The organism is Janibacter melonis (assembly GCF_020567375.1).
In the GTDB taxonomy this organism is placed as follows: domain Bacteria; phylum Actinomycetota; class Actinomycetes; order Actinomycetales; family Dermatophilaceae; genus Marihabitans; species Marihabitans melonis.
Genome location: NZ_JAJBZM010000002.1, coordinates 553,503 through 578,701 on the forward strand (window position 1 = coordinate 553,503; position 25,199 = coordinate 578,701).

Genomic DNA, 25,199 nt, shown 5'->3' on the forward strand with positions numbered 1-25,199 from the left:
TGGGGACGTGCGCACCTCAGCCCTGCCCGTGACGCTCACCGCCGCGGTGAGCGCCCTCGCCCTGGCCTCCTGCACCGGCCCCGCCGACGAGCCCATGGCCTCGACGACCCCGTCGACGACGTCGTCGGCCACCCCTTCGTCCTCCGCCACCTCGGCCTCGAGGCCCACGCCCACCTCCCGCATCTCCGGCGCCCCGGCGGGCCTGCGTGACGTCGTCACCGCCCGCTACGGCTCGGCCGTGACCGGCTCGGCGGAGCGCGGCCGCTGGCGCGGTGACGACGTCGCCGTGGTCACCGGCAGCGGCGACCAGGACGGCGACGTCACCCTCGCCGTGCGCCCGAGGGGACGCCAGGGCTGGAAGGTCGTCGGCGGCTGGTGGCCCTCGCTCGGCCCGACGAAGGGCAAGGCGCAGCTCGGCGGCCGTGGGCACGTCCTGCTCATCGGCTCGGACGCCCGCCCGGGCGAGGACCCCGCCCGCACCCGGGCCGACGCCCTCCAGCTGCTCGGCGTCGACGGCACCGGCGGCGCCGGTCTCATGGGCTTCGCGCGCGACCTGTGGGTCCCGATCCCCGGTCACGGCGAGGGCAAGCTCAACTCCGCCCTCGTCTACGGCGGCCCGCAGGGCCAGGTCGACACGGTGCGCCGCCTCACTGGCATCACCCCCACCGGCTACGTGCTCACCGGCTTCGAGGGGTTCGAGGGCGTCGTCGACGACCTCGGCGGGCTGAGCTTCCGCGCGCCCTTCAGCATGGACAGCCATCTCACCGGCGGGCAGATCGACAAGGGCGCACGCCGGCTCAGCGGCCGTCAGGCGCTCGCGTGGTCGCGCGAGCGCAAGAGCCTGCCCGGCGGTGACTTCGACCGCTCGCGCAACCAGGGGCTGCTCCTCGCGGCGGCCGCGCTCCAGGCCCGTCTCGCCGGCCCCTCCGCGCTGCCCCGCGCGCTCACCGTCGTGGACCGGCACACCGAGTCCGACCTCACCGGCGAGGAGATGCTCCTCTTCGCGGCCGCCTTCTACCGGGTCGACCCGGGACAGGTGGGCCGAGCCGTGGCGAAGGGGCCGACCGGCACCGCCGCCGGCCAGTCCGTCGTGCGCCTCGACGACGCCTCCCGGGCCGCCTTCCGCGACTTCCGCGACGGGCGCATCAGCGGCTGACGAGCCGTCCCGGGTGCCCGCGACGGTGGGACCTCAGCCGCCGAAGGGCAGCTCGCCCGGCCGCAGCGGCGCCAGCTCGGGCCGCTTCGCGTCGAGCGCGTCCCCGGACGACCGGCCGGTGAGCCGACGGTGGACCCAGGGCCCGGCGTACTCCCTGGCCCACCGGCTGCTCTCGGCGAGACGCTCCCGGCGCGGCGCCAGGGCTGCCGGCGGCAGCGGGGCGTCCCACGCGCCGCGGTCGGTCTCGACGCCGAGCGCGTCGAGGGCGGCGAGCGCGACCCGACGGTGGCCCTCCGGGGAGAGGTGGATGCGGTCCTGCGACCACATCCGCCAGTCGCGCAGCGAGCGCATCGTCCACAGGTTGAGCACGTGGGCGCCGTGCCGCTGGGCGATGGAGAAGAGGTTGGCCGTGTGCACCGCGTGCCGGGGGCGAAGGGAGGCCAGCAGCCCCGCCTTCGCCGGGTCGGTCGGGGTCGCGAGGAGCACGTCGGCGCCGGTCGCGCGGATCCGGACGACGGCGGCCTCGAGCCGGTCGGCGATCGCGTCGAGGTCGACGCTCGGCCGCAGGATGTCGTTGCCACCGCCGACGAGGGAGACGAGGTCGGCCCCCATCGGCAGCGCGAGCTCGAGCTGGCGGCCCACGACGTCGTCGAGCTTGCGCCCCCGGACGGCGAGGTTCGCGTAGCGGAAGGGCTGGTCCGCGTCGCCGGCCGCGTCCTCGTGCCGCTGGGCGAGCGCGTCGGCGAGCCGGTCGGCCCAGCCGAGGTACGAGCCCTCGACCCGGGGGTCCGGGTCGGACATCCCCTCGCTGAAGGAGTCGCCAATCGCGACGTAGCTGGACCAGGTGCGGGTCATGGGAGCCTCCAGTCGACCGGCTGCGCGCCCTGGCGGGTGAGCAGCTCGTCGGTGCGCGAGAAGGGACGGGAGCCGAAGAAGCCGTTCCGGGCGGACAGCGGCGAGGGGTGGGCGGACTCGACGACCGGGACGTCACCGAGGGCGGGGGCGAGGGAGCGGGCGCCGCGGCCCCACAGGATCGCGACGAGCGGACCGCCGCGGGCGGCGAGGACCTCGATGGCGCGGTCGGTGACCTCCTCCCACCCCTTGCCCTGGTGCGAGGCCGGGGCACCCGGTCGCACGGTGAGGGTGCGGTTGAGCAGCATAACGCCCTGCTCGGTCCACGGGGTGAGGTCGCCGGTGCTCGGCATCGGCACCCCGAGGTCGTCGACGAGCTCGCGGTAGATGTTGCCCAGGCTGCGCGGCACGGGGCTGACGTCCGGCGCGACGGCGAAGGACAGCCCGATCGCGTGCCCGGGGGTCGGGTAGGGGTCCTGGCCGACGACGAGGACGCGGACGTCCTCGAGCGGGATGGTGAAGGCGCGCAGGACGTGCTCGCCGCTCGGCAGGTAGCCGCGGCCGGCCTCGACCTCGGCTCTCAGGAAGTCGCCGAGCGCGGCGATGGTGCCCGCCACCGGCTCCAGGGCCTGCGCCCACGACGGGTGGACGAGGTCGGCGAGGTCGCGGGGCACGAGCGCCAACCTAACCCCGGCGAAGGGGATGGCACCCCGCCGGGTGGTCAGGCCCGGTCGACGCCGAGCGAGTCGAGCAGGGCGACGACCCGGTCGCGGATGGCGTCGCGGATCGGGCGCACGGCCTCGACCCCCTGACCGGCGGGGTCGTCGAGCGGCCAGTCCTCGTAGCGCGTGCCGGGGAAGACCGGGCAGGCGTCGCCGCAGCCCATGGTGACGACGACGTCGCTGGAGCGGACCGTCTCGGGCGTGAGGACCTTCGGCTGCGCGGCGCTGATGTCGATGCCGACCTCGGCCATCGCATCGACGGCTGCGGGGTTGACCGCGTCGCCCGGCGCGGACCCGGCCGAGCGGACCTCGACGGCGCCACCGGCGAGGTGCGCGAGCCAGGCCTGGGCCATCTGCGAGCGCCCGGCGTTGTGGACGCAGACGAAGAGGACGGAGGGATGGGCGGCGGTCATCGGGTCTCCTGGGGTGACGGGGTGGCGGACGCCCATCGGGGACGCCGGCGCAGGGCGAGCGAGACGTAGACGAGCCCGACGAGGACGGGGACCTCGATGAGCGGTCCGACGACCCCGGCCAGGGCCTGGCCGGAGGTGACGCCGAAGGTCGCGACGGCCACGGCGATGGCGAGCTCGAAGTTGTTGCCGGCGGCGGTGAAGGCGAGGGTCGTCGTGCGCTCGTAGCTCAGCCCGAGGCTGCTGCCGAGGAGGTACCCACCGCCCCACATGACGGCGAAGTAGACGAGCAGCGGCAGGGCGATCCGCGCGACGTCGAGGGGCCGGCTCGTGATCTGGTCGCCCTGGAGGGCGAAGAGCAGGACGATCGTGAAGAGCAGCCCGAGCAGGGCGAAGGGAGAGATCCGCGGCAGGAAGGTGCCCTCGTACCAGGCGCGGCCGCGCACCCCTTCGCCGATCCGGCGCGAGAGGTAGCCGGCGAGCAGCGGCACCCCGAGGAAGACCAGGACCGAGACGGCGATCTGCCCGAAGGAGACGTCGAGGGCGGCCTGCTCGAGGCCGAGCCAGCCCGGCAGGACGGTGAGGTAGAACCAGCCGAGGGCGGCGAAGGCGAGGACCTGGAAGAGCGAGTTGAGCGCGACGAGCACGGCGGCGGCCTCGCGGTCACCGCAGGCGAGGTCGTTCCAGATGATGACCATGGCGATGCAGCGGGCCAGCCCGACGATCACGAGGCCGGTGCGGTACTCGGGCAGGTCGGGCAGGAAGACCCAGGCGAGGGCGAACATCAGCGCCGGGCCGAGGACCCAGTTGAGGACCAGGGAGCCGGCCATGAGGCGGCGGTCGGAGGTGACGGTGCCGAGGCGGTCGTAGCGGACCTTGGCCAGCGGCGGGTACATCATGACGAGCAGCCCGATCGCGATGGGCAGCGAGATGCCGTGCAGCTGCACCGCGTCGAGCGCCGGGCCCAGGCCGGGGATCGTGCGGCCCAGGGCCAGGCCGAGGACCATCGCGACCCCGATCCACACCGGCAGGAAGCGGTCGAGCGTGGACAGGCGGCCGGTGACGTCCGCGGGTGCGTCGTGGGTGGTCGTCACGCGTCGGCACCCGCGGGGGCGCAGCAGGGCGAAGGGGAGCCGAGCACCGGCAGCGACGCGGTGGCCGGGCGGGCGTCGGCCGGGTCCTCGTCCTTGACGACGTAGACCTCCCACGGCGCGCCGGCGGGGTCGTGGACCCACACCTTGTCCTGCAGGGCGTAGCAGCACGTCGTGTCGTCCTCGTCGAAGGTCGCCAGCCCGGCGTCGGCCAGACGGGTCCGCGCCGCGGTGACCTCCTCGCCGGAGCCGACCTCGACGCCGAGGTGGTTGAGGGCCCCCTTCGCCCCGGTGCCGCGCGTGGCCTCGTCGCTCTGGATGAGCACGAGCTTCAGCGGCGGCTCGGCGATCGCGAAGTTCGCGTACCCCGGGCGGCGCTTGTGGGGCTCGACGCCGAAGAGGGTGGAGTAGAAGGCGACGGACGCCTCGAGGTCGACGACGTCGAGGGCGAGCTGCACACGGCTCATGGCGGGTCCTCCCGGTCAGATATCGACGGGTGTCGATATGCCAGACCCTGGCACCGCATATCGACGTATGTCAATATGGAGGCATGACCGCCCCCACCGCCGACGGACGCCCGCTGCTGGCCCAGGCCGTCGAGCGGTGCTGCGCCGCCGAGGGCAGTGCGCCGATCACCCGCGAGGACGCCGAGGTCGTCGCCCGCCTGCTCAAGGCCGTGGCGGACCCCGTGCGCCTGCAGATCCTCGGCGTCGTGCGCTGCTCGCCGCAGCAGGAGGTCTGCGCGTGCGACCTGCCCGCACCGCTCGGGCTGGCCCAGCCCACCGTGAGCCACCACCTCAAGGTCCTCGTCGACGCCGGCCTGCTCACCCGCGAGCGGCGCGGCCAGTGGGCGTGGTTCACCCTCGTGCCCGAGCGGCTCGCGCTCGTGCGCCGCGCCCTCGAGGTCTGAGCGGGACGGGCGACGTCGGGGCCGCCGTGCTCGTAGAGTGCGCCCCATGCATGGCCAGACTGACGCGACCATCGAGCGGCTGGGCCGCCAGGTCCTCGAGTACGCCGAGGGGCGGCTCAAGCTCGACCCGGTGCCGCTCGACTACACGCTGACCCCCGAGGAGCTCCTCGACCGGGCCGGCCAGACGGTGACCCCCGACGGGCTCGGTGGCGAGCGGGCGATGGACATCTTCGCCGAGGTCCTCGCCCCGGCCTGCCTGTCGGTCGACCACCCCCGCTACCTCTCCTTCATCCCGTGCGCGCCGAGCGACGCGGCGGCGATGTTCGACCTCGTCGTCGGCGCCTCCTCGGTCTACGCCGGGTCCTGGCTCGAGGGCTCCGGCGCGGTCTTCGCCGAGAACCAGGCGCTGCGCTGGATCGCCGACCTCGCCGGTCTGCCCCCGCAGGCGGGCGGCGCCTTCGTGCCCGGCGGCACGATCGGCAACCTCTCCGCGCTCGTCGCGGCGCGCCACAGTGCGCGGGCCCGGGCCGCGAGCGCGACCGCCGAGGGCTCGCCGACGCTGCGCCCGTGGCGGGTCGCGGCGACCGCCGGCGCGCACTCCTCGATCCAGTCGGCGTGCGACGTCATGGACGCCGAGCTCGTCACCGTCGAGCCCGACGCCGACCTGCGGCTCACCGGCCCCGCCCTGCGCGAGGTGCTCGAGCGCGAGGGGCCCGAGAGCTTCTTCGCCGTCGTCGCCACGGCCGGCACGACGAACTTCGGGGTCGTCGACGACCTCGAGGCCGTCGCCCAGGCCTGCGCCGACCTCGGCATCTGGTTCCACGTCGACGGCGCGTACGGCGGCGCTGGTCTCGCGGCCCCGAGCGTGCGCCACCTCTTCGCCGGCGTCGAGCGGGCCGACTCCTTCATCGTCGACCCCCACAAGTGGCTCTTCGCCCCCTTCGACTGCTGCGCCCTGCTCTACCGCGACCCGCTCCTCGCCCGGGCGGCGCACACCCAGAAGGCCGGCTACCTCGACGTCCTCACCGAGGCGCCGGACTGGAACCCCACCGACTACTCCGTCGGGCTCACCCGGCGCGCTCGCGGGCTGCCGCTGTGGTTCAGCCTCGCGACGCACGGCACCCGGGCGTACACCGACGCCGTCGAGCGCACGCTCGAGGTGGCCCGGCACGCCGAGCGCGAGATCGCCGCCCGCCCCGAGCTCGAGCTCGTGCGGCACCGCGACCTGTCGGTCGTCGTCTTCCGTCGTCTGGGCTGGCAGCCCGCCGACTACCAGGCGTGGTCGGACCGGATGCTCGGCGACGAGTTCGCCTTCGTCGTCCCGACGACGCACGCCGGCGAGACCCTGGCCCGCTTCGCGATCGTCAACCCGCAGACGACGACGGATGACATCGACGCCATCCTCGACACGATGCGGGAGTGACCGCAGGGGCGTGTGGGACGGCTGAGCACGTCTGGTGAGACGGTGTCCAGCCGCCACGCCGCACGAATGACATCCGTGTCATTCGCGCGATAGGCTGCGCTTGCAGTCCCCGCCGTCCACGAGAGGTCACCCGTGACACCCGCCTCCCAGCAGCAGACGCAGAGCCCGTCGGCGCAGCTGAGCGACCGCGACCGCGAGATCCTCGCCTTCGAGCGCCAGTGGTGGACCTACCAGGGCGCGAAGGAGCAGATGATCAAGGAGCTCTTCGACATGAGCTCCACGCGCTACTACCAGGTGCTCAACGCGCTCATCAACAACCCGGCGGCGCTCGCCGAGGACCCGATGCTCGTCAAGCGGCTGCGGCGCATGCGCCAGGCCCGTCAGCGCAGCCGCAGCGCGCGCCGGCTCGGCTTCGACGCCTGAGCCGACCACCGGCGGTGAGCGACGAAGGGGGACCCACGGGTCCCCCTTCGTGCTGCCCGGCCCGTGCGTGCGGCAGGGTGGGGGCATGAGCGAGCTGGACTGGAGCACGACGCAGGGCCTCGCGGCGATCAAGGAGCACCTCGCCGGCGAGATCGACGGCTGGCGCGAGCCGGTGACCTTCGCGGTCGCGCTCAGCCCCGCGACCTCGGACCCCGAGTGGGAGATCGGCCACCTCAACCCCGTCGGCGGGCGTCACGGCCTGGCCGCCGTCGTCCTCGCGACCGTCATCGGGCACGACGGCTCGACGGCCACCGTGCCGCTGACGACCGCTCACCTCGACGCCGCGATCACCTCGCTCGAGCCGGCGCAGGCCTGCACCGAGGTCGAGCACCCGAACCTCGCCGACTGGCGCCGGGTGCGTGCCGAGCTCGAGGGCAACCCCGGGCGCGAGGTCGTCGCCGTCTTCGTCGCCGACCTCGCCGACCCCGTGACGAGCGAGGCCGACGGCGAGATGCGGGCGGCGCTCGAGCGCACCTGAGGCCACCCGCGCCGGCCGTCGCGGTCGTGACGGACTCGTGACCAACCGGTCCTCGACCTGCCGCGTCCTGGTCTACGAGGGAGCGAGACACGCTCTCCGACCAGACAGGGGACCAGATCATGAAGACGCAGCTCGCCGCCATCGCCGTCGGCGTCACCGCTCTCACCGCCCTCCCGGCGGCCTCGGCCACCGCGCAGCAGCACGCCTCCGGTGAGGTCGTCGCCGAGCACGTGAGCGTGCAGACCGTCCTCGACGGTGCGATGGGCCCGGTCATCAAGGGCAACCAGCACCGCCTGCGCCTCGTCACCGACATCGAGGGGATGTCGGACCCCCGGCACGCCGCGAAGATCCAGTCCTACTACTGCCCCTCCGGCGCCCGGATCACGAACAGCTGGACCTCGAGCCGCTGCGTCTACCGGGGCACGAGCTTCCTCACCTACGACCGCTCCGACTACCGGGTGAGCGGCACCATGCGCTCGGCCCGGGTCGTGGGGCTGGTCCAGACGGGCAAGACCTCCCTCGTCGCCGACCTCACGCTGCGCGCGTACGGCGACGAGGAGGTCGGGGGCTGGTACCCCGGGTCGGTCACCCGGTCGGTGGAGGCGACGGTCTCCGGAGAGCTGCAGGGCGCGACGGTCCGCTACGAGGAGCGCAAGGGCTCGGGCATCCACCGGCACGAGCGCGCCTGACCTGGACGCACGACGACGGGGTGGTCCGCAGGGGGCGGGCCGCCCCGTCGTCATGCACCGGGGCGCGTCTCGCGGGCCTCGACGGCGTTTGCACTCGACGGTCGAGAGTGCCAATATCGGCATTAGCACTCTCCTCGTGAGAGTGACAGAACCGACCGGTGCAGGTGAGGTCCTCGACGTCGCGGCGACGTGAGCCGTGCGAAGGGGGTCGTCCGTCGCGGGCACCTCCCGGTCACCATCAACCAACTCGTGTGGAGGACCACCCGAATGGCAAAGCTCATCGCCTTCGACGAAGAGGCCCGCCGCGGTCTCGAGCGGGGTATGAACACCCTCGCCGACGCCGTCAAGGTCACCCTCGGCCCCAAGGGCCGCAACGTCGTCCTCGAGAAGAAGTGGGGCGCCCCCACGATCACCAACGACGGCGTCTCGATCGCCAAGGAGATCGAGCTCGACGACCCGTACGAGAAGATCGGCGCCGAGCTCGTCAAGGAGGTCGCGAAGAAGACCGACGACGTCGCCGGTGACGGCACGACGACGGCCACCGTCCTCGCCCAGGCACTCGTGCGCGAGGGCCTGCGCAACGTCGCCGCCGGGGCCAACCCGATGGCGCTCAAGCGCGGCATCGAGAAGGCCACCTCGGCCGTCTCCGACCAGCTCCTGTCGATGGCCAAGGACATCGAGACCAAGGAGCAGATCGCGGCCACGGCCTCGATCTCCGCCGCCGACCCCGAGATCGGGTCCAAGATCGCCGAGGCGATGGACAAGGTCGGCAAGGAAGGCGTCATCACCGTCGAGGAGAGCAACACCTTCGGTCTCGAGCTCGAGCTCACCGAGGGCATGCGCTTCGACAAGGGCTACATCTCGGGCTACTTCGTCACCGACACCGAGCGCATGGAGACCGTGCTCGAGGACCCCTACGTCCTCATCGCCAACTCCAAGATCGGCTCGATCAAGGACCTCCTGCCGCTGCTGGAGAAGGTCATGCAGTCCGGCAAGCCGCTGCTCATCATCGCCGAGGACGTCGAGGGCGAGGCCCTGTCGACGCTCGTCGTCAACAAGATCCGCGGCACCTTCAAGTCCGTCGCCGTCAAGGCCCCGGGCTTCGGCGACCGCCGCAAGGCCATGCTCGCCGACATCGCCATCCTCACCGGTGGCCAGGTCATCTCCGAGGAGGTCGGCCTCAAACTCGACACCGCTGAGCTCGACCTGCTCGGCCGTGCGCGCAAGGTCGTCGTCACCAAGGACGAGACGACGATCGTCGAGGGTGCGGGCGACCAGGACCAGATCGCCGGTCGCGTCAACCAGATCAAGGCCGAGATCGAGAACTCCGACTCGGACTACGACCGCGAGAAGCTCCAGGAGCGCCTCGCCAAGCTCGCCGGCGGCGTCGCCGTCATCAAGGCGGGCGCGGCCACCGAGGTCGAGCTCAAGGAGCGCAAGCACCGCATCGAGGACGCCGTGCGCAACGCCAAGGCTGCCGTCGAGGAGGGGATCGTCGCCGGTGGTGGCGTCGCCCTGCTCCAGGCGACCGAGGCCGCCTTCGCGGGTCTGTCCCTCGAGGGTGACGAGGCCACCGGCGCGAACATCGTGCGCGTCGCCGCCTCCGCCCCGCTCAAGCAGATCGCGGTCAACGCCGGTCTCGAGGGCGGCGTCGTCTCCGAGAAGGTCGCCAACCTGCCCTCCGGTCACGGCCTCAACGCCGCGACCGGCGAGTACGTCGACCTCATCGCCGCTGGCATCATCGACCCGGCCAAGGTGACCCGCAGCGCGCTGCAGAACGCCGCCTCCATCGCGGCGCTCTTCCTCACCACCGAGGCCGTCGTCGCCGACAAGCCCGAGAAGGCCGCCCCGGCGATGCCGGGCGGCGACGAGATGGGTGGGATGGGCTTCTGAGGAAGGCGTAGCCGAGGTTGGCGGCGAGGAACGAGCTGCCGGCTGAGGCGGAGTCGACGAAGAAGACCCGAGGGCTGGGCTTCTGATCGAGCCCCCCTCGCTGGTCGAGGTGCGACGAGCTCTGCGAGGAGCCTCGAGACCACCGACACCGCTGCACCACCGCTGACGACGGGGTGGACCTCCCAGATCTGGGGGGTCCACCCCTTCGTCGTCCCGGCAGGCGTACTGTCCTCCTCCGTGACCTCAGCACCTGGTGCCGTCGAGCGCGACGGCAGCACACATCACGGGGGCGCCGCCGGGCTCGTCCTGGCCGCCCTCGGCGTCGTCTTCGGCGACATCGGCACGAGCCCCCTGTACGCCCTGCGCACCGTCTTCGCCCTCGACGGGGGCATCGTCGGCGCCTCGCAGGAGGACGTCTTCGGCGTCGTGTCGATGATCTTCTGGTCGGTGACGCTCGTCGTCTCGATCAAGTACATCGGCTTCATCCTGCGGGCCGACAACGACGGCGAGGGCGGCATCATGTCGCTCGCCCACCTCACCCGCCGCAGCGTGCGCCCCGGAGGCCGCCGCTTCGCCCTGGCGATGATCCTCGGCGTCTTCGGCGGCTCGCTCTTCTTCGGCGACAGCCTCATCACCCCGGCGATCTCGGTGCTCTCCGCGGTCGAGGGCCTGCGCGTCGCCGCCCCGGCCCTGTCGGACTACATCGTGCCCATCGCCGCGGTGATCGTCGTCGTCGTCTTCAGCGTCCAGCGCTTCGGCACCCACAGCGTCGGGCGCTTCTTCGGCCCGGTCATGGTCGTGTGGTTCCTCACCCTCGGCGGGCTCGGGCTGTGGCACGTCGTCCAGGACCCCGAGGTCCTCCTCGCGCTCTCGCCCCACCACGCGGCCCTCTTCGTCCTCGACCGCCCCTTCGTCGCCTTCGTCGCGATGGGCGCGGTCGTCCTCGCGATCACCGGTGCCGAGGCCCTCTACGCCGACATGGGGCACTTCGGGCGGCCCCCGATCGCTCGTGCGTGGTTCCTCCTCGTCTTCCCGTGCCTCACCCTCAACTACCTCGGGCAGGCCCAGCTGGTCATGCAGGACAGCCACGAGACGGCCAACCCCTTCTTCCACCTCGCGCCGGGCTGGGCCCAGCTGCCGCTCGTCGTCCTCGCGACGCTGGCGACCATCATCGCCAGCCAGGCGGTGATCTCCGGGGCCTTCTCCGTCGCCCGCCAGGCCGAGCGGCTCGGCTTCTTCCCCCGCCTCACCGTGCGCCAGACGAGCGAGAGCTCGGGCGGGCAGATCTACGTGCCGTCGGTGAACTGGCTGCTCTTCGCCGGCGTCATGATCCTGATGGTGACCTTCCGCGACTCCGAGCGCCTCGCGACGGCGTACGGCGTCGCCGTCACCCTCGACCTGCTGCTCACGACCTCGCTCTTCAGCGTCTACGCCGTCGCGGCGCTGCGCTGGTCGACCCCGAAGGTCGTCCTCTTCGCCGGGGTCTTCGGCACCGTCGAGCTGCTCTTCTTCAGCGCCAACATCGCCAAGGTCCTCCACGGCGGGTGGCTGCCGCTGCTGGTCGCGTGCACCCTCGCGACGGTGATGACGACGTGGGGCCGCGGCCGCGAGCTCGTCACCACCCGCCGCGAGAAGCTCGAGATGCCGCTGAGCACCTTCCTCGACGAGGTCGCGACGAGCACGAAGATCCTGCGCGTGCCCGGGACGGCCGTCTTCCTCCACCCCAACGCCGAGACGACCCCGCTCGCGCTGCGCGAGAACCTCCAGCACAACCACGTCCTGCACGACGAGGTCGTCATCGTCACGACGCAGTCCCTCAACGTCCCCTTCGTCCCCGACTCCGAGCGGGTCGTCGTCGACGACCTCGGCAACCCCTACGACCACGTGAGCCACGTCCTGCTGCGCTACGGCTTCAGCCAGGAGCCCGACATCCCCGCCGGGCTGGCGATCGCGCGGGACGAGGGCCTCGACATCGACCTCGACGGCACGACGTACTTCCTCTCGCGGATCACCGTGCACCAGAGCCAGCGGCCCGGGATGCACCCGTGGCGCAAGCGTCTCTTCATCGCGCTCGCGCACAACGCCGCCGACCCCACCGACTACTTCAACCTGCCGCTCGGCCGCACGATCACCATGGGGGCTCAGGTCAAGCTCTAGGAGCGGGCGAAGGGGGATCCCCCCGTCGTCGCTCGGCTCGCCCCCGGGTCGACCCACCGGAACGCCCCCGGGCGGTGCGTGACAGATGACATGGTCGGTGCCGCAGGGGTGCCCCCTAGGCTCGTCAGGCCACCGAGGAGGGGACCACCCATGACGACCGATGTCGCCGCGAGCACGACCGAGCTGACGAAGACCTACGGCCGGGGAGACGCCACCGTCGTCGCCCTCGACCGCGTGAGCATCGAGGTGACCGCGGGGCAGTTCACCGCGATCATGGGCCCGTCCGGCTCGGGCAAGTCCACCCTCATGCACTGCCTCGCCGGGCTGGACTCGGTGACGTCGGGGCAGGTGCGGATCGGCGACGTCGAGATCACCGGGCTCGGCGACAAGGCCCTCACCCGGCTGCGGCGCGACAGCGTCGGCTTCGTCTTCCAGGCCTTCAACCTCGTGCCGACGCTCTCGGCCCGCGAGAACATCCTGCTGCCGATGACGATCGCCGGGCGCAAGCCCGACCAGGAGTGGTTCGACCACGTCGTGCGCACCGTCGGGCTCGAGGACCGTCTCGGCCACCGCCCCTCCGAGCTGTCCGGCGGTCAGCAGCAGCGCGTCGCGTGCGCGCGTGCGCTCGTCAGCCGGCCGCAGATCATCTTCGCCGACGAGCCGACCGGCAACCTCGACTCGACGAGCTCGGCCGAGGTCCTCGCCTTCCTGCGTCGCAGCGTCGACGACTTCGGGCAGACCATCGTCATGGTCACCCACGACCCCGTCGCCGCGAGCCACACCGACCGGGTGCTCATCCTCAGCGACGGCCGGGTCGTCGACGAGGTGTGGCAGCCGACGCGGGAGTCGGTGCTCGACGCGATGATGGCGCTGTCGGCGCGCACGGGGACCCAGGGATGATCCGCGCGGCCCTGACGTCGCTGCTCGCGCGCAAGCTGCGGCTGCTCCTCTCGGCCGTCGCCGTCGTCCTCGGCGTCGGCTTCGTCGCCGGCTCGCTGATCTTCACCGACACCCTCGGCCGGGCCTTCGAGGGCATCACCGAGGGCACCGTCGGCGACGTCGTCGTCGCCGCGTCCGACTCCGGCGAGGGCTTCTCCACCGCGACGATCAGCGCGGCCGAGGTGGCCCGCTTCGAGGACCTCGACGGGGTTGCCCGCGTCGACGGCAACGTCGAGGCCTTCGGCGTCTTCGTCGTGGGCGAGAACGGCAACGTCGTCGGCGGGCAGGGGGCACCGGCGCTCGCCTTCAACCACAACGACGCGCCGAACCAGCTGGGTCGGCAGGTCGTCACCTACGACCAGGGCCGCCCGCCGCAGCGCGAGGGCGAGGTCGCCATCGACGCGCAGACCGCCGAGCGCGCGGGGCTGAGCCTCGGCGACGACGTCGAGATGGTCACCGCCGGTCAGTACCCGCAGATCGACGCCAGGCTCGTCGGCATCCTCGAGTTCGGCGAAGGGGGAGTCGTCGGCGCCTCGATCTCGGTCTTCGACACCAAGAGCGCCCAGAAGTACTTCCTCGACGGCAAGGACGTCTACAGCTCGGTGTGGCTGACGACGACCGACGACGCCGCTCCCGCCGACGTCGCGAAGGAGGCCGCCGCGATCACCCCGAAGGGGTACACCGCCGAGACCGGCGCCGCCGTCGCCGAGCGGACGGCGACGCAGGTGCAGGAGGCGCTGGGCTTCATCACGACCTTCCTGCTCGTCTTCGCCGGGATCGCCCTGCTCGTCGGCTCCTTCATCATCGTCAACACCTTCTCGATCCTCGTCGCCCAGCGCGGGCGCGAGCTGGCCCTGCTCCGCGCCATCGGGGCGAGCCGCGGCCAGGTCACCCGCTCGGTGATGATCGAGGCGCTCGTCGTCGGCCTCGTCGGGTCCACCGTAGGCCTCGTCGTCGGCGTGCTCCTCGCCCTGGGCATCCAGGGGCTCTTCTCGCTCCTCGGCCTCGACCTCAGCGGGTCCGGGCTGATCTTCGCGCCGCGCACGGTCGTCGCGGCCTACGCCGTCGGCGTCCTCGTGACGGTCCTCGCCGCCTACGTCCCGGCCCGCCGGGCGGGCTCGGTCGCGCCCGTCGAGGCGATGCGCGAGCAGACGAGCGAGTCGACCCGCACGCGACCCGTGCGTCTGGCCCTCGAGGTCGCGGTGCTCGTGCTCGGTGTCGCCGCCTTCCTCGCCGGGCTCTTCGTCGTCGACACGGACGAGCTCGTCTGGGTGGGTCTGGGCACAGTCGGGATGCTCCTCGGCCTGGCCTTCCTCTCCCCGCTCGTCGGACGCCCGCTCATCCGCGCGCTCGGCTGGGTCTACCGCCGGGTCTTCGGCCCGATCGGGCACATGGCGGAGCAGAACGCCATCCGCAACCCCGGCCGCACCGCGGCGACGGCCTCGGCCCTGATGATCGGGATGACCCTCGTCGCGCTCATGGGCGTGCTCGCCTCGAGCACGAAGGCCACGGTCGACCAGCAGATCGCCGACAGCTTCCGTGCCGACTACGTGCTCTCCAACGCCGTCAACCAGCCCTTCTCGCACACCCTCACCACCGAGGCGGCGGAGGTGCCGGGCGTCGCCGAGGTCTCGCCGGTGCGCTACGCGCCGCTCGAGGTCGACGGGGAGCGGCGCTTCGTCCAGGCCGTCGACCCGGCCACCGTCGAGCGCATCCAGACCATCGACATCCAGCGCGGCGACGCGGACCTGTCGGGCTCGACCGTGCTGATCTCGGCGACCCGGGCCGGAGACCTGCAGCCCGGCGACCCCGTGACGGTCAGGCTCGGCGGGCAGTCCCGCGAGCTCACGGTGTCGGGCATCTACGCCAACCCGGGCAGCCAGCCCGACGTCCTCGTCAGCCTCGACACCCTCTCCGCCCTCGGGGCGCCCGAGGCGGACAGCTCGACCTTCGTCTTCCTCGAGGACGGGGCCGACCGGGCGCAGGTCGTCAGCGGTCTCGAGCAGATCATCTCGGGCCAGCCCCTCGTCTCGCTCAAGGACCAGGCCGACTACGCCGCGGAGCAGCGGGCGAGCATCGACCAGGTGCTCTTCCTCATCTACGGCCTGCTCGCCATGGCGATCGTCATCGCGGTCTTCGGGATCATCAACACGCTGAGCCTGTCGGTGCTCGAGCGCACCCGCGAGATCGGCCTGCTGCGCGCCGTCGGGCTCTCGCGCGGCCAGCTGCGCCGCATGGTGCGCCTCGAGTCGGTCGTCATCGCCCTGCTCGGCGCGATCCTCGGGATCGTGCTCGGCGTCGTCGCCGGGGTCGCGATCCAGCGCTCGCTCGTCGACGACGGCATCACCGAGCTGGCGATCCCGTGGGTGCAGATCGTCGTCTTCCTCGTCCTCGCCGCGATCATCGGCGTCCTCGCCGCCCTGTGGCCCGCGTGGCGCGCCTCGCGGATGGACGTGCTCCGGGCGATCGGCAGCGAGTAGCCGACGACCGGGCGGTCGAGCGCCCGTGAGGCGGCGAAGGGGGATCGGTCCGGTCCCCCTTCGCCCCGGCTCAGCGTCGCCCGAAGGCGGCCTGGACCCCGGCCTCCGCGGCGTCGTAGGCCTCGCCCGCGTCGGCCAGGGCCCGGCCGATCTCCTCGAGGCTCTCCTTGACCTGCCGCTGCGTGGTGCGCCAGTCGGTGACGAGGTCCTGGAAGCGAGAGGACGCGGTGCCCGACCACTCGTCCTGCATCGCGACGAGCGTGCTCATCATCGAGGCGACCGAGCTCTCGACGTCGGCCGAGATCGAGGCGACGGTGCCCGACCCCGCGGCGAGGGTCGCGGTGCTCACGGCGAAGGTGCTGCTCATGGTGGCTCTCCTGTCGGTGTGCTGCGGGGCCGGTGCGACCCCTGCCCTCAGACGGTAGGAGCCGGCGGCCCCTGCGCCGCGGGGTTCTCCACAGCCCCCCGGGCGCGACGCGCCCGCTCCAGCGCGCTGGCGTAGCCGGCACCCATCGCGAGCAGCAGCACCCCGGCGACGATGAAGCTCAGCACGCGCGGCAGGCCGTCGAGCGCGGAGAGGTCGAAGAAGAGGAGCTTGACGACGGCCGTCGCCGCGAGACCGAGACCGGCGAGCACAGAGACGCCGGCGTCCTCGCTGCGGCCGAGGCCGCGCACGAGCAGACCGGCCGCCAGGGCCATCCACACGACGGTCGCCAGGGCGTGCCCGACGAGGAAGCCCGAGGCGGCGGGGTCGTCGCCGAGACCCGCGGCCCGGCCGAGGACGGATCCGCCGAGCACGAGGGGCAGAGGCAGGGCGAGCGCCGCGGCGCACACGGCGACCCGGGAGGCCTCCGGCGAGCCGGGCACGAGGGCGCGCAGGGCCAGGGCGACGAGGGCGAGGAGCACGACGACGCAGACCGCCTCGAGGACGTGCACCGCGTCGACCCGGTCGGCCTGGCTGCGCGAGACGAGCGCCGGCAGGTGCCGGGTCGCGGGGAGCAGGGCGAGCAGGGCGACGGGGAGGGCGACGACGCCGACCGAGGTCGAGCGCAGCCCGGCGGCGGCCGCCACCCAGCCGACGGCGACGACGAGCAGCGCGAGCGGCACGAAGGACTCGCCCGGGCCCCGGGTGGCCAGGAGCAGCAGCGCGAGCGCGGCGACGACGAGGCTCAGCTCGCGCAGCCGGGAGAGGGCCGGTACACCGGCGACGGGGCCGACCCATGCGGCGACGAGGTGGGCCGCGGCGAGCACGAGGAGCACGACGACGGCGACGGGCCGGTCCTCGGTGCCCCCGGCGAGCAGCGCGGGGAGCGCGGCGACGAGCGCGAGGGCGGCCAGCGGGGCGGGCAGGCCCGCTCGGGCGCCAGGACCGCGCACGAGCGGGGCGAGGGTCGTCGCGAGGACGAAGAGCGCGAGGACGAGCGCCATGAGCGTGCCCTCGTGCCCGTCGTCCTGGGCGGCGACGGCGACGACCGCGTAGAGCGTCGTGGGGACGACACGCGCCACCTCGAGGACAGGCCAGCTGCGGCCCACCTGGGCCGGGTAGCTGGCGATCGTGAGGGTGAGCAGGAAGGCGCCGACGAGGAGCACCTCGGAGCCGCCGACGACCGGGGCGAGCACCGCGACCCCGACGACGACGAGCACGGCGAGCAGCTGGCTGCGCCAGGCCCGGGCGATGACGAGGCCGCCCGCGGCGAGCAGACCGGCGACGACGAGGCCGAGGGCGGCGGGCACCCAGTCGTAGATCCGCGTGACGGCGAGGACGTCGAGGTAGGCGGCGGCGACACCGGTCGCCGCGAGCCCGAGCGCGCCGACCGGGCTCTCCTGACGACGGCGCACGACCGCCGCGGATCCGAGGAGAGCCGCCGAGAGGACCGCGCCGGACAGGACGCGGGCGAGCGGGCCGAAGATCCCGGCCTGGATCGCGATCGCGAGCAGGAAGGCGACGCCGATGAGCGTGATGCCCGCGCCGACGACGGCGAGCAGCCGGGCCACGACGCCGTCGCGCTGCCACCAGGGCTCGAGGGGCGCCGGGGCGAAGGGGGAGGCCGGCGGCGCGGGCGGGGCGGTGACCGGGCCGCGAGGGGGCGCGGCGGGCGCGGCTGCGGCGGACGCCGGCGCGGCCCCTGCGACGGGGGCCCCCACCCGGACGGGCTCGGGGGCCTGCGGCGGCGCGGGGACCGCGCCGGCGGGCGTGGTGCGCGGGGCGGGGGCAGGGCCTGCGGGAGCCGTGGTGACGACCGGTCCGCTCGACGGGACCGGGGCGGCGACGGGGGGCGGGGCGCTCACCCCTTCGGCCCCGGCGTCGCGCTCGAGGGCGACGCGCACGCGGGCGAGGTGGTTGCCGACGCGGTACAGCTGGCTCATCGCCTCGGCGAACTCGTCCTCGAGCGTGCTCAGCTCGTCACGGTAGCCGGAGGTGCGGGGCGGGATGCTCATGCCCCCAGCGTGCCGCCACAACACGCCGGGGGCATGAGTCTGGCTACTCACAGCCTCGACCAGACGCCACACCTGGTCGAGGGGGTAGCACCCCTAGTCAGGAAGCCCGGGGCCGGCTGGCCCGTCGGGGAGGAGACGGTGGGATCCGTTGCCGGCACCCGTGCTTCCTGACTCCTAGTGGACACCCGTGGCCTTGGACGACCCTGCTCTCCACCTGGGAAAAGGCTGATCTTCTCGGGCCACGGGGTCCGGGTCTCAGCCCTCGGTGCGCTCGCCGAGGGTCACGTCGACCTGCGTGCTCTTGCCGTCGCGGATGACGGTCAGCTTCACCGTCGAGCCGACCGCCTCCTCGCGCACGTGGGCGACGAGAGATTCGGCGGAGGTCACCGGCGTGTCGCCGACCGCGACGACGAGGTCGCCGACCTCCAAGCCGGCCTTCGCGGCGCCGGAGCCCTGCGAGACCTGCTCGATCCTCGCGCCCGAGCGGGTCGCCGACCCGCTCTTCGCGGTGCCGTCGCTCGGGGTGACGCCGAGGAAGGCGTGCTGGGCGGAGCCGTCCGTGATGAGCTGGTTGGCGATCATCCGGGCCTGGTCTACGGGGATGGCGAAGCCGATGCCGATCGAGCCGGACTGGCCCCCCGAGCTGCTGCCCGTGCTCGCGATCGAGGAGTTGATCCCGACGAGGCGGCCCGACGCGTCGACGAGAGCGCCGCCGCTGTTGCCGGGGTTGATCGCGGCCGAGGTCTGCACGGCGTTGGTGACGACGGTCTCGCCCTGGCTCTGGCCCTGGGCGAAGGGGTCCTGGCTCGAGGAGTCGCTCGTCGAGACCGGGCGGTCGAGGGCGCTGACGACACCTGTGGTGACCGTGCCGGACAGGCCGAGCGGGTTGCCGATCGCCATGACTGGGTCGCCGACGGCGAGGGAGTCGCTCGCCCCGAAGGTGATGGGAGTCAGCTCCTTCGGCGGGTCGGTGATGGTGAGCACGGCGAGGTCGGTCGAGGGGTCCGTGCCGGCGATCGTCGCGGCGTAGGTGTTGCCGTCCGAGAGGGTGACGGTGATCTGCGAGCCCGCGCCCTCCCCGGCACCGGTCGCGACGTGGTTGTTCGTGAGGACGTGCCCCTTGTCGTCCATGACGACGCCGGAGCCCTGGCCCTCGCCCTGCGCGCTCTTGACGGTGATCGACACGACGCTCGGGCCGACGGCCGAGGCGACGGACTGCCAGTCGGGGGCGGACTTCTGCGCGTCGGTCACCGGGACGACGCTGCTCTGCGGCAGCTGCGAGGAGGCCGAGGTCGTCGTGCCCTGGTCACCGTCGGCCAGGGTCGTCGCGGCGAAGGTGCCGCCGCTGGCCAGGGCCGCGGCGAGCACGGCCACCGCGGAGAGCTCGCCCACGCGGCGCAGCCCGCCGCGTCGGCGCGGCTGCTGGGGCGGGAGGGTGCCGACGGACGCCGGCGGGGGCGGCGGGTAGCTCGTGCCGCTCTGGGGGGTCTGGTGGGCGCCGAAGGGCTGCGTCTCATCAGGACGGGGGAGGGGGGAGGTGTCGTCGTGCATGGTGCTGCTCCTTCGGGTCGCGCGGTCCGCGTCGCGGATGCCTACGACTCCTATGAGACTCCTACGAGTCGTGACGGCCCTGGTGATGGGCTGTGAGGACTCTGTGCCTCGCGAGCCGGGCGGGCGGGCTACAAGACCCTGCCAGCAGCCCTTCGTCGTGCCAGGAGCCTCTCGAGAGGGTCCTGGTACGGCGAAAGGCAGCCAGCAGGGTTTCGTAGCTGGTCGCGAGGTGGGCGAAGGGGGAGTCAGGCGGCCAGCGGGAGGGTGACGCGGAAGGTCGCGCCGCCACCGGGGGTCGGGCCGACCGAGACCTCCCCGTGGTGCTGCTCGACGAGCGCGGCGACGATCGCCAGGCCGAGGCCGGATCCCCCCTTCGCCCGCGACCGCGCCCTGTCCGCCCGGAAGAAGCGCTCGAAGACCCGTGCCGCGGTCTCGTCGTCCATGCCGACGCCGTGGTCGCGGACCTCGACGACCGCCCGGCCGTCCGCGGTGCCGACGGCCACCTCGATGGGCACCCCGGAGCCGGCGTGCATGAGGGCGTTGGAGAGCAGGTTGCCGACGACCTGGCGCAGCCCGGCGTCGTCGCCGCGCACGACGACCGGCGAGAGCTCGCCGGCCAGCCCGACGAGGTGGATGGGGCGCTCGGGGTCGCGGGCGCGGGCGTCGTGCGCGGCCTCGGCGCACAGGACGAGCAGGTCGACCTCCGCGTGCTCGAGGGGCCGCTCGTCGTCGAGCCGGGCGAGGGTGAGCAGGTCGTCGACGAGCACGCTCATCCGCGAGGCCTCGCCCTCGATCCGCTGCATCGACGTGTCGAGCGCGACCTCGTCGGCGATGGCGCCCTGGCGGTAGAGCTCGGCGTACCCGCGGACCGTGGCCAGGGGCGTGCGCAGCTCGTGCGATGCGTCGGCGACGAACTGGCGCATGCGCGTCTCGGAGGCCTCCTGGGCGGAGAAGGAGCCCTCGATGCGACCGAGCATGACGTTGAGCGAGTCCGAGAGCGAGGCGACCTCGTCGTGGCTCGTGCGGACGGGGACGCGGCGGCTGAGGTCGCCGGCGGCGATGGCCGCGGCGACGTCCTCGATCTTGCGCAGCGGTCGCAGGGCGCGCTGGGTGGCGAACCAGCCGAGCACGCCGGAGATGATCGACACGACGACGCCGATGACGAAGGTGAGGGAGAGCAGCCGGGCGACGGTGTGCTGCTGCCCGCGAAGGGGGATCCCCACGGCGTAGGTCGTGCCCTGCGTGTCGACGGTGCCGGCGATGAAGCGCCACTCCGTCGTGCCGTCCGTCGAGGGGACGGTGAAGGGGCGGCCGGTGACGACCCGCGAGTCGTCGGGGGCGAGGTAGGGCAGCGCGGGCTGGCTCTGCTCCGCCGTCGGGTTGATCGCCTGGCGACGGTCCTCGTCGACGGGCATGTACGCGAAGGCGTAGGCGTTGGGCAGCGTCCGGTCGTCGTCGCTGTAGTAGATGAGCTGCCGGGCCACCGGGTCCTTGACCGAGCGCAGCTGCTGGTCGGTGCTCGCGAGGAGGTCGCGGCGCATGAGGTACGAGGTCGCGAAGCTCGACAGCGTGAGCGCTGCCATGAGGAGCACGAGGAGGATGACGACGAGCCGGTAGGTGAGCGGGATCGACTCGAGCCCGCGCACCACCCGCTCGCGGGTGCGCTCGCGGCGCGGGCCGACCGAGGCGGGTCGGCGCGGCGTGGGCTCCTCGTCTCCCGACGACGGGGTGAGGGTGTCCCCCTTCGCCGTGTGACGCAGGATCATCAGGCCTCCGGCGGCATCCGCAGGAGGTAGCCGAAGCCGCGCTTGGTGTGGATGAGCGGGGGCAGGCCCTCGGTGTCGATCTTGCGCCGCAGGTAGGAGATGTAGGACTCGACGATGCCCATCTCGCCGCGGAAGTCGTAGTCCCACACGTGGTCGAGGATCTGCGCCTTCGACAGCACGCGGTTGGGGTTGAGCATGAGGTAGCGCAGCAGCTTGAACTCCGTCGGCGAGACGTCGACGACCTTGCCGGCCCGGCGCACCTCGTGCGCGTCCTCGTCGAGCTCGAGGTCGGCGAAGCGCAGGACCGACTCGGCGTCGCCCTCCTCGAGGGTGCGGCGCAGGATGACGCGGATGCGCGCGACGACCTCCTCGAGGCTGAAGGGCTTCGTCACGTAGTCGTCGCCGCCGACGGTCAGGCCCTTGAGCTTGTCGTCGAGGCTGTCGCGCGCGGTGAGGAAGAGGACGGGCACGTGCTGACCACGGCCGCGCAGCCGGTTGGTCACCTCGAAGCCGTCGAAGTCGGGGAGCATGACGTCGAGGACGACGAGATCGGGCTGCATCGTCGCGGCGAGGTCGAGCGCCGTGCGGCCGTCACCGGCCACCTCGACCTCGAAGCCGTTGAACTTCAGCGAGGTCGCGAGGAGCTCGCGGATGTTCGGCTCGTCCTCGACGACGAGCAGTCGCGCCTCGACCGGCGCCTGGCTTGACGTGGGGCTCGGGACCATGCTCCCAGTGTGGGCGCGGATCCTGGGAGAGGCCTGTGCGCCGGGTGGGTGATCTGCGGGTGCGCCCGGCGCCAGACCTGCGAGGATGGGGTGACTCGCCCGGCCCAGGGGGGCCGGCAGGACGGAGCCAGTCATGTTGTGGATCGCCGGCGGCATCGCCGCAGTCATCGCCGTCATCGCGGTCGCGTACGACCGCATGCACAAGGGGGCGTCGATGCAGTCCGACCCCTCGAACGTCGCCAAGGACGCCGGCACCTCGCTGCGCTACCACAACAACAGCGGCGGCACCTCGCTCTGACGCAGACCTCGACGGCGAAGGGCGAAGGGGGATCCCCCCTTCGCCCTCTCGCGTCACCAGGCCTCGTTCCCCTGCGCGGGGACGGGCCGCGCCCTACCCTCGGGTCTGGGCCGACGACCCACGTCGGCCGAGTGAGGGGATGAGCTGTGGATCTGAAGAAGTACGCCTTGACGGTCGCGGCCGGTGCGGTCGCCGTGGGCCTGTCGTCGACCTCGGCCGCGGCCGGCACGACCAGCCCCGCTGCCGCCGAGTCGGTCGCGGCCACCACCGCGACGTGCTCCGGACGGGGCTTGTACGGGCCGGCCACCACCAACTGGACGATGTCGAGCCGGGCCAGGGACACCGCTCGCGCCGTGATCTACGACGCGAAGACGTGCGACAAGCGAGGTCTGGTGTGGCGCTCCACGCGCGACAAGACCCTGCTGAGCCTCGGCCTGGTCACGCCGTCGCAGGCCTGGGCGACCCCGGACAACCGGTCGAGCTCTCCCTCGTACAAGCGGTACGCCGACACGGTCCGCGCGCTGCAGACCAGGCCGCGCACCTACCGGTGGAACGGCGCGACGTACTCGGTCTGGCCGCGCGTCGCCTACGACAACACCTCGGGCGCGTGGGACGAGGCCGTCCGCTCAGGCCTCATCAGCCGCTCGGACGCTCGGCAGATGCAGAGCTCGTTCGGCTACTACGTCGGCTACCGCGTCTACGTCACCGACGGAGGCCGCCTGGCGTACGCGTTCGCGGGCGAGTGAGCCGGAGGCCTCGCTGACGGCGAAGGGCGAAGGGGGATCCCCCCTTCGCCCTCTCGCGTCACCTGGCCTCGTCAGCGGGGTGCGTCGCCCTCGTCGGGGACGTAGTCGGGGTTGGGGTGCTCGTCGGTGTCGTCGACGGTGGCGCCCATGCCGCCGCCCTTGTTGACGTCCGGGGTCTCGGGGACGTTGTCGGCACCGCCGACGGAGGTCTCGGCGTTGAGGGCGCTCGAGCCGGCCTCGGAGACGGTGCCGCCCTCCTGGTCGTCGGGGCGGGAGTCGTCGTGTGTGCTCATGTCCTCAACGTAGTCGCAGATCAGGCGTCTGCGGCCGGGCCGAGAGGGTCAGCGCTCGAGCAGGTCCTCGGCGTCGATGATCCGGTAGGCGTAGCCCTGCTCGGCGAGGAAGCGCTGGCGGTGTGCGGCCATCTCGGCGTCGACGGTGTCCCGGGCGACGACGGTGTAGAAGTGCGCGGTGCGGCCGTCCTCCTTCGGGCGCAGGACGCGACCCAGCCGCTGGGCCTCCTCCTGGCGTGAGCCGAAGGTGCCGCTGATCTGGATCGCGACGGTCGCCTCGGGCAGGTCGACGGAGAAGTTGGCCACCTTGCTCACGACGAGCAGGCGGGTGCGCCCCTCACGGAAGTCGGCGAAGAGCTGCTGGCGCTCCTTGACCGGGGTCTGGCCCGTGATGAGGTCGCAGCCCAGGCGCTCGACGACCTCGTCGAGCTGGTCGAGGTACTGACCGATGACGAGGGTCGGCTCGTCGGCGTGCTTCGCGACGAGCGCCTCGACGACGTCGAGCTTCGCCGGGGTCGTCGAGGCCATCCGGTAGCGGTCCTCGGGCTCCGAGGTCGCGTAGGCCATCCGCATCGACTCCGACATCGACACCCGCACCTCGACGCAGTCGGCGGGGGCGATGTAGCCCTGCGACTCGATGTCCTTCCACGGCGCGTCGAATCGCTTGGGGCCGATGAGGCTGAAGACGTCGCCCTCACGGCCGTCCTCGCGCACGAGCGTCGCCGTGAGACCGAGCCGGCGCCGCGCCTGCAGGTCGGCGGTCATCCGGAAGATCGGGGCCGGCAGCAGGTGCACCTCGTCGTAGACGACGAGGCCCCAGTCGCGGGCGTCGAGCAGCTCGAGGTGGGGGTAGACGCCCTTCCGCTTGAGGGTGAGCACCTGGTAGGTCGCGATGGTGACCGGGCGGATCTCCTTGCGCGCCCCGGAGTACTCGCCGATCTCGTCCTCGGTGAGCGAGGTCCGGGCGATGAGCTCGTCCTTCCACTGCCGGGCCGAGACGGTGTTCGTCACGAGGATGAGGGTCGTCGCGCTCGCCTTGGCCATCGACGCGGCGCCGACGAGCGTCTTGCCCGCCCCGCACGGCAGGACGACGACGCCGGACCCGCCGTCCCAGAAGCCGTCGACCGCCTGCTCCTGGTAGGGCCGCAGCGTCCAGCCGTCCTGCGCGAGCGAGATGGGGTGCGCCTCGCCGTCGACGAACCCGGCTTCGTCCTCGGCCGGCCAGCCGACCTTGAGCAGCTCCTGCTTGAGCGTCCCGCGCTCGGAGGGGTGGACGAGGACGGTGTCCTCGTCGACGCGGTCGCCGAGGAGCGGCTTGATCTTCTTGTGCCGCAGGACCTCGGTGAGCACAGCGCGGTCGGTCGTCACGAGGACGAGCTGGCCCTCGTCGTCCTTGCGCAGGGTGAGCCGCCCGTAGCGGTCCATCGTCTCGGCGATGTCGACGAGCAGGCCCTGCGGCACGGGGTAGCGCGAGTGGGTGACGAGCGCGTGGACGACCTGCTCGGCGTCGTGCCCGGCCGCCCGCGCGTTCCACAGCCCGAGCGGGGTGACCCGGTAGGTGTGGATGTGCTCGGGGCTGCGCTCCAGCTCGGCGAAGGGGGCGATGGCGCGTCGCGCCTGCGCCGCCGCCGGGTGGTCGACCTCGAGCAGGAGGGTCTTGTCGGACTGGACGATGAGCGCGCCGTCAGGCATCGAGCC

At 72.8% G+C, this 25,199-nt stretch carries 24 protein-coding genes; 12 read left to right on the forward strand and 12 right to left on the reverse strand.

Annotated features, from left to right (window positions below):
* Positions 1–7: 7 nt before the first annotated feature.
* Positions 8–1,156, forward strand: a complete 1,149-nt coding sequence (locus LIV55_RS08790; RefSeq protein WP_229299934.1) for an LCP family protein — start codon at positions 8–10, stop codon at positions 1,154–1,156.
* A gap of 33 nt (positions 1,157–1,189) precedes the next feature.
* On the opposite strand, the gene LIV55_RS08795 is transcribed toward LIV55_RS08790, so the two are convergent.
* The 5 genes from LIV55_RS08795 to LIV55_RS08815 form a co-directional block, all read right to left on the reverse strand.
* The gene (locus LIV55_RS08795) at positions 1,190–2,011 is read right to left on the reverse strand and encodes an SGNH/GDSL hydrolase family protein (protein ID WP_123093512.1); all 822 of its coding nucleotides are present in this window, start codon (positions 2,009–2,011) and stop codon (positions 1,190–1,192) included.
* The gene (locus LIV55_RS08800; RefSeq protein ID WP_201467756.1) at positions 2,008–2,682 is read right to left on the reverse strand and encodes a uracil-DNA glycosylase; all 675 of its coding nucleotides are present in this window, start codon (positions 2,680–2,682) and stop codon (positions 2,008–2,010) included. The genes LIV55_RS08795 and LIV55_RS08800 overlap by 4 nt, the downstream gene beginning before the upstream one ends.
* A 47-nt stretch (positions 2,683–2,729) precedes the next feature.
* Positions 2,730–3,143: an arsenate reductase ArsC gene (locus tag LIV55_RS08805; RefSeq protein ID WP_123093510.1), complete on the reverse strand. Its 414-nt coding sequence runs from the start codon at positions 3,141–3,143 to the stop codon at positions 2,730–2,732.
* Positions 3,140–4,147, reverse strand: a complete 1,008-nt coding sequence (arsB, locus tag LIV55_RS08810) for an ACR3 family arsenite efflux transporter (protein ID WP_229300361.1) — start codon at positions 4,145–4,147, stop codon at positions 3,140–3,142. The genes LIV55_RS08805 and arsB overlap by 4 nt, the downstream gene beginning before the upstream one ends.
* An 83-nt stretch (positions 4,148–4,230) precedes the next feature.
* Positions 4,231–4,698, reverse strand: coding sequence for an ArsI/CadI family heavy metal resistance metalloenzyme (locus tag LIV55_RS08815; RefSeq protein WP_123093814.1), 468 nt, complete (start codon positions 4,696–4,698; stop codon positions 4,231–4,233).
* Between the two features lie 83 nt (positions 4,699–4,781).
* On the opposite strand from LIV55_RS08815, the gene LIV55_RS08820 reads away from it, so the two are divergent.
* The 9 genes from LIV55_RS08820 (at position 4,782) to LIV55_RS08860 (ending at position 15,683) form a co-directional block, all read left to right on the forward strand.
* The gene (locus LIV55_RS08820) at positions 4,782–5,141 is read left to right on the forward strand and encodes an ArsR/SmtB family transcription factor (protein WP_068269745.1); all 360 of its coding nucleotides are present in this window, start codon (positions 4,782–4,784) and stop codon (positions 5,139–5,141) included.
* A gap of 46 nt (positions 5,142–5,187) precedes the next feature.
* Positions 5,188–6,564: a pyridoxal phosphate-dependent decarboxylase family protein gene (locus LIV55_RS08825; RefSeq protein WP_229299935.1), complete on the forward strand. Its 1,377-nt coding sequence runs from the start codon at positions 5,188–5,190 to the stop codon at positions 6,562–6,564.
* A 132-nt stretch (positions 6,565–6,696) separates the two neighbouring features.
* Complete coding sequence (locus LIV55_RS08830) at positions 6,697–6,987, forward strand: DUF3263 domain-containing protein (protein WP_068269737.1); 291 nt, start codon at positions 6,697–6,699, stop codon at positions 6,985–6,987.
* A gap of 85 nt (positions 6,988–7,072) precedes the next feature.
* Positions 7,073–7,525, forward strand: a complete 453-nt coding sequence (locus LIV55_RS08835; RefSeq protein WP_191563768.1) for a hypothetical protein — start codon at positions 7,073–7,075, stop codon at positions 7,523–7,525.
* 119 nt (positions 7,526–7,644) lie between these two features.
* Positions 7,645–8,214, forward strand: a complete 570-nt coding sequence (locus tag LIV55_RS08840) for a hypothetical protein (RefSeq protein WP_229299936.1) — start codon at positions 7,645–7,647, stop codon at positions 8,212–8,214.
* Positions 8,215–8,481: 267 nt separating this feature from the next.
* Positions 8,482–10,107, forward strand: a complete 1,626-nt coding sequence (gene groL / locus LIV55_RS08845) for a chaperonin GroEL (RefSeq protein WP_068269732.1) — start codon at positions 8,482–8,484, stop codon at positions 10,105–10,107.
* 237 nt (positions 10,108–10,344) lie between these two features.
* Positions 10,345–12,264 carry a potassium transporter Kup gene (locus tag LIV55_RS08850; protein WP_123093793.1) on the forward strand — a complete coding sequence of 640 codons (1,920 nt, stop codon included), beginning with the start codon at positions 10,345–10,347 and terminating at the stop codon, positions 12,262–12,264.
* 150 nt (positions 12,265–12,414) lie between these two features.
* Positions 12,415–13,164: an ABC transporter ATP-binding protein gene (locus LIV55_RS08855; protein ID WP_198150271.1), complete on the forward strand. Its 750-nt coding sequence runs from the start codon at positions 12,415–12,417 to the stop codon at positions 13,162–13,164.
* Positions 13,161–15,683: an ABC transporter permease gene (locus tag LIV55_RS08860; RefSeq protein WP_229299937.1), complete on the forward strand. Its 2,523-nt coding sequence runs from the start codon at positions 13,161–13,163 to the stop codon at positions 15,681–15,683. The genes LIV55_RS08855 and LIV55_RS08860 overlap by 4 nt, the downstream gene beginning before the upstream one ends.
* Before the next feature lie 70 nt (positions 15,684–15,753).
* Here the strand turns inward: LIV55_RS08860 and LIV55_RS08865 are convergent, their stop codons facing one another.
* From LIV55_RS08865 to LIV55_RS08885, 5 genes are all read right to left on the reverse strand, one after another.
* Complete coding sequence (locus LIV55_RS08865; protein ID WP_068269721.1) at positions 15,754–16,050, reverse strand: WXG100 family type VII secretion target; 297 nt, start codon at positions 16,048–16,050, stop codon at positions 15,754–15,756.
* A 47-nt stretch (positions 16,051–16,097) separates the two neighbouring features.
* Complete coding sequence (locus LIV55_RS08870) at positions 16,098–18,122, reverse strand: DUF2339 domain-containing protein (protein WP_229299938.1); 2,025 nt, start codon at positions 18,120–18,122, stop codon at positions 16,098–16,100.
* A gap of 255 nt (positions 18,123–18,377) precedes the next feature.
* The gene (locus LIV55_RS08875; protein ID WP_229299939.1) at positions 18,378–19,673 is read right to left on the reverse strand and encodes a S1C family serine protease; all 1,296 of its coding nucleotides are present in this window, start codon (positions 19,671–19,673) and stop codon (positions 18,378–18,380) included.
* A gap of 245 nt (positions 19,674–19,918) precedes the next feature.
* Positions 19,919–21,439: a sensor histidine kinase gene (locus tag LIV55_RS08880; RefSeq protein WP_229299940.1), complete on the reverse strand. Its 1,521-nt coding sequence runs from the start codon at positions 21,437–21,439 to the stop codon at positions 19,919–19,921.
* The gene (locus tag LIV55_RS08885) at positions 21,439–22,164 is read right to left on the reverse strand and encodes a response regulator transcription factor (protein WP_123093719.1); all 726 of its coding nucleotides are present in this window, start codon (positions 22,162–22,164) and stop codon (positions 21,439–21,441) included. The genes LIV55_RS08880 and LIV55_RS08885 overlap by 1 nt, the downstream gene beginning before the upstream one ends.
* Positions 22,165–22,297: 133 nt before the next feature.
* Here LIV55_RS08885 and LIV55_RS08890 point away from each other — a divergent pair, with 133 nt between their 5' ends.
* Both LIV55_RS08890 and LIV55_RS08895 read left to right on the forward strand, forming a co-directional pair.
* Positions 22,298–22,462, forward strand: a complete 165-nt coding sequence (locus LIV55_RS08890; protein WP_229299941.1) for a hypothetical protein — start codon at positions 22,298–22,300, stop codon at positions 22,460–22,462.
* Positions 22,463–22,629: 167 nt separating this feature from the next.
* Positions 22,630–23,208 carry a hypothetical protein gene (locus LIV55_RS08895; RefSeq protein ID WP_229299942.1) on the forward strand — a complete coding sequence of 193 codons (579 nt, stop codon included), beginning with the start codon at positions 22,630–22,632 and terminating at the stop codon, positions 23,206–23,208.
* Positions 23,209–23,279: 71 nt separating this feature from the next.
* Here LIV55_RS08895 and LIV55_RS08900 read toward each other — a convergent pair whose 3' ends face one another.
* Positions 23,280–23,501, reverse strand: a complete 222-nt coding sequence (locus LIV55_RS08900; RefSeq protein WP_201467743.1) for a hypothetical protein — start codon at positions 23,499–23,501, stop codon at positions 23,280–23,282.
* 48 nt (positions 23,502–23,549) lie between these two features.
* A complete protein-coding gene (locus LIV55_RS08905) occupies positions 23,550–25,193 on the reverse strand; it encodes a DNA repair helicase XPB (protein WP_229299943.1) in 1,644 nt (547 codons plus the stop codon).
* Between the last annotated feature and the right edge of the window lie 6 nt (positions 25,194–25,199).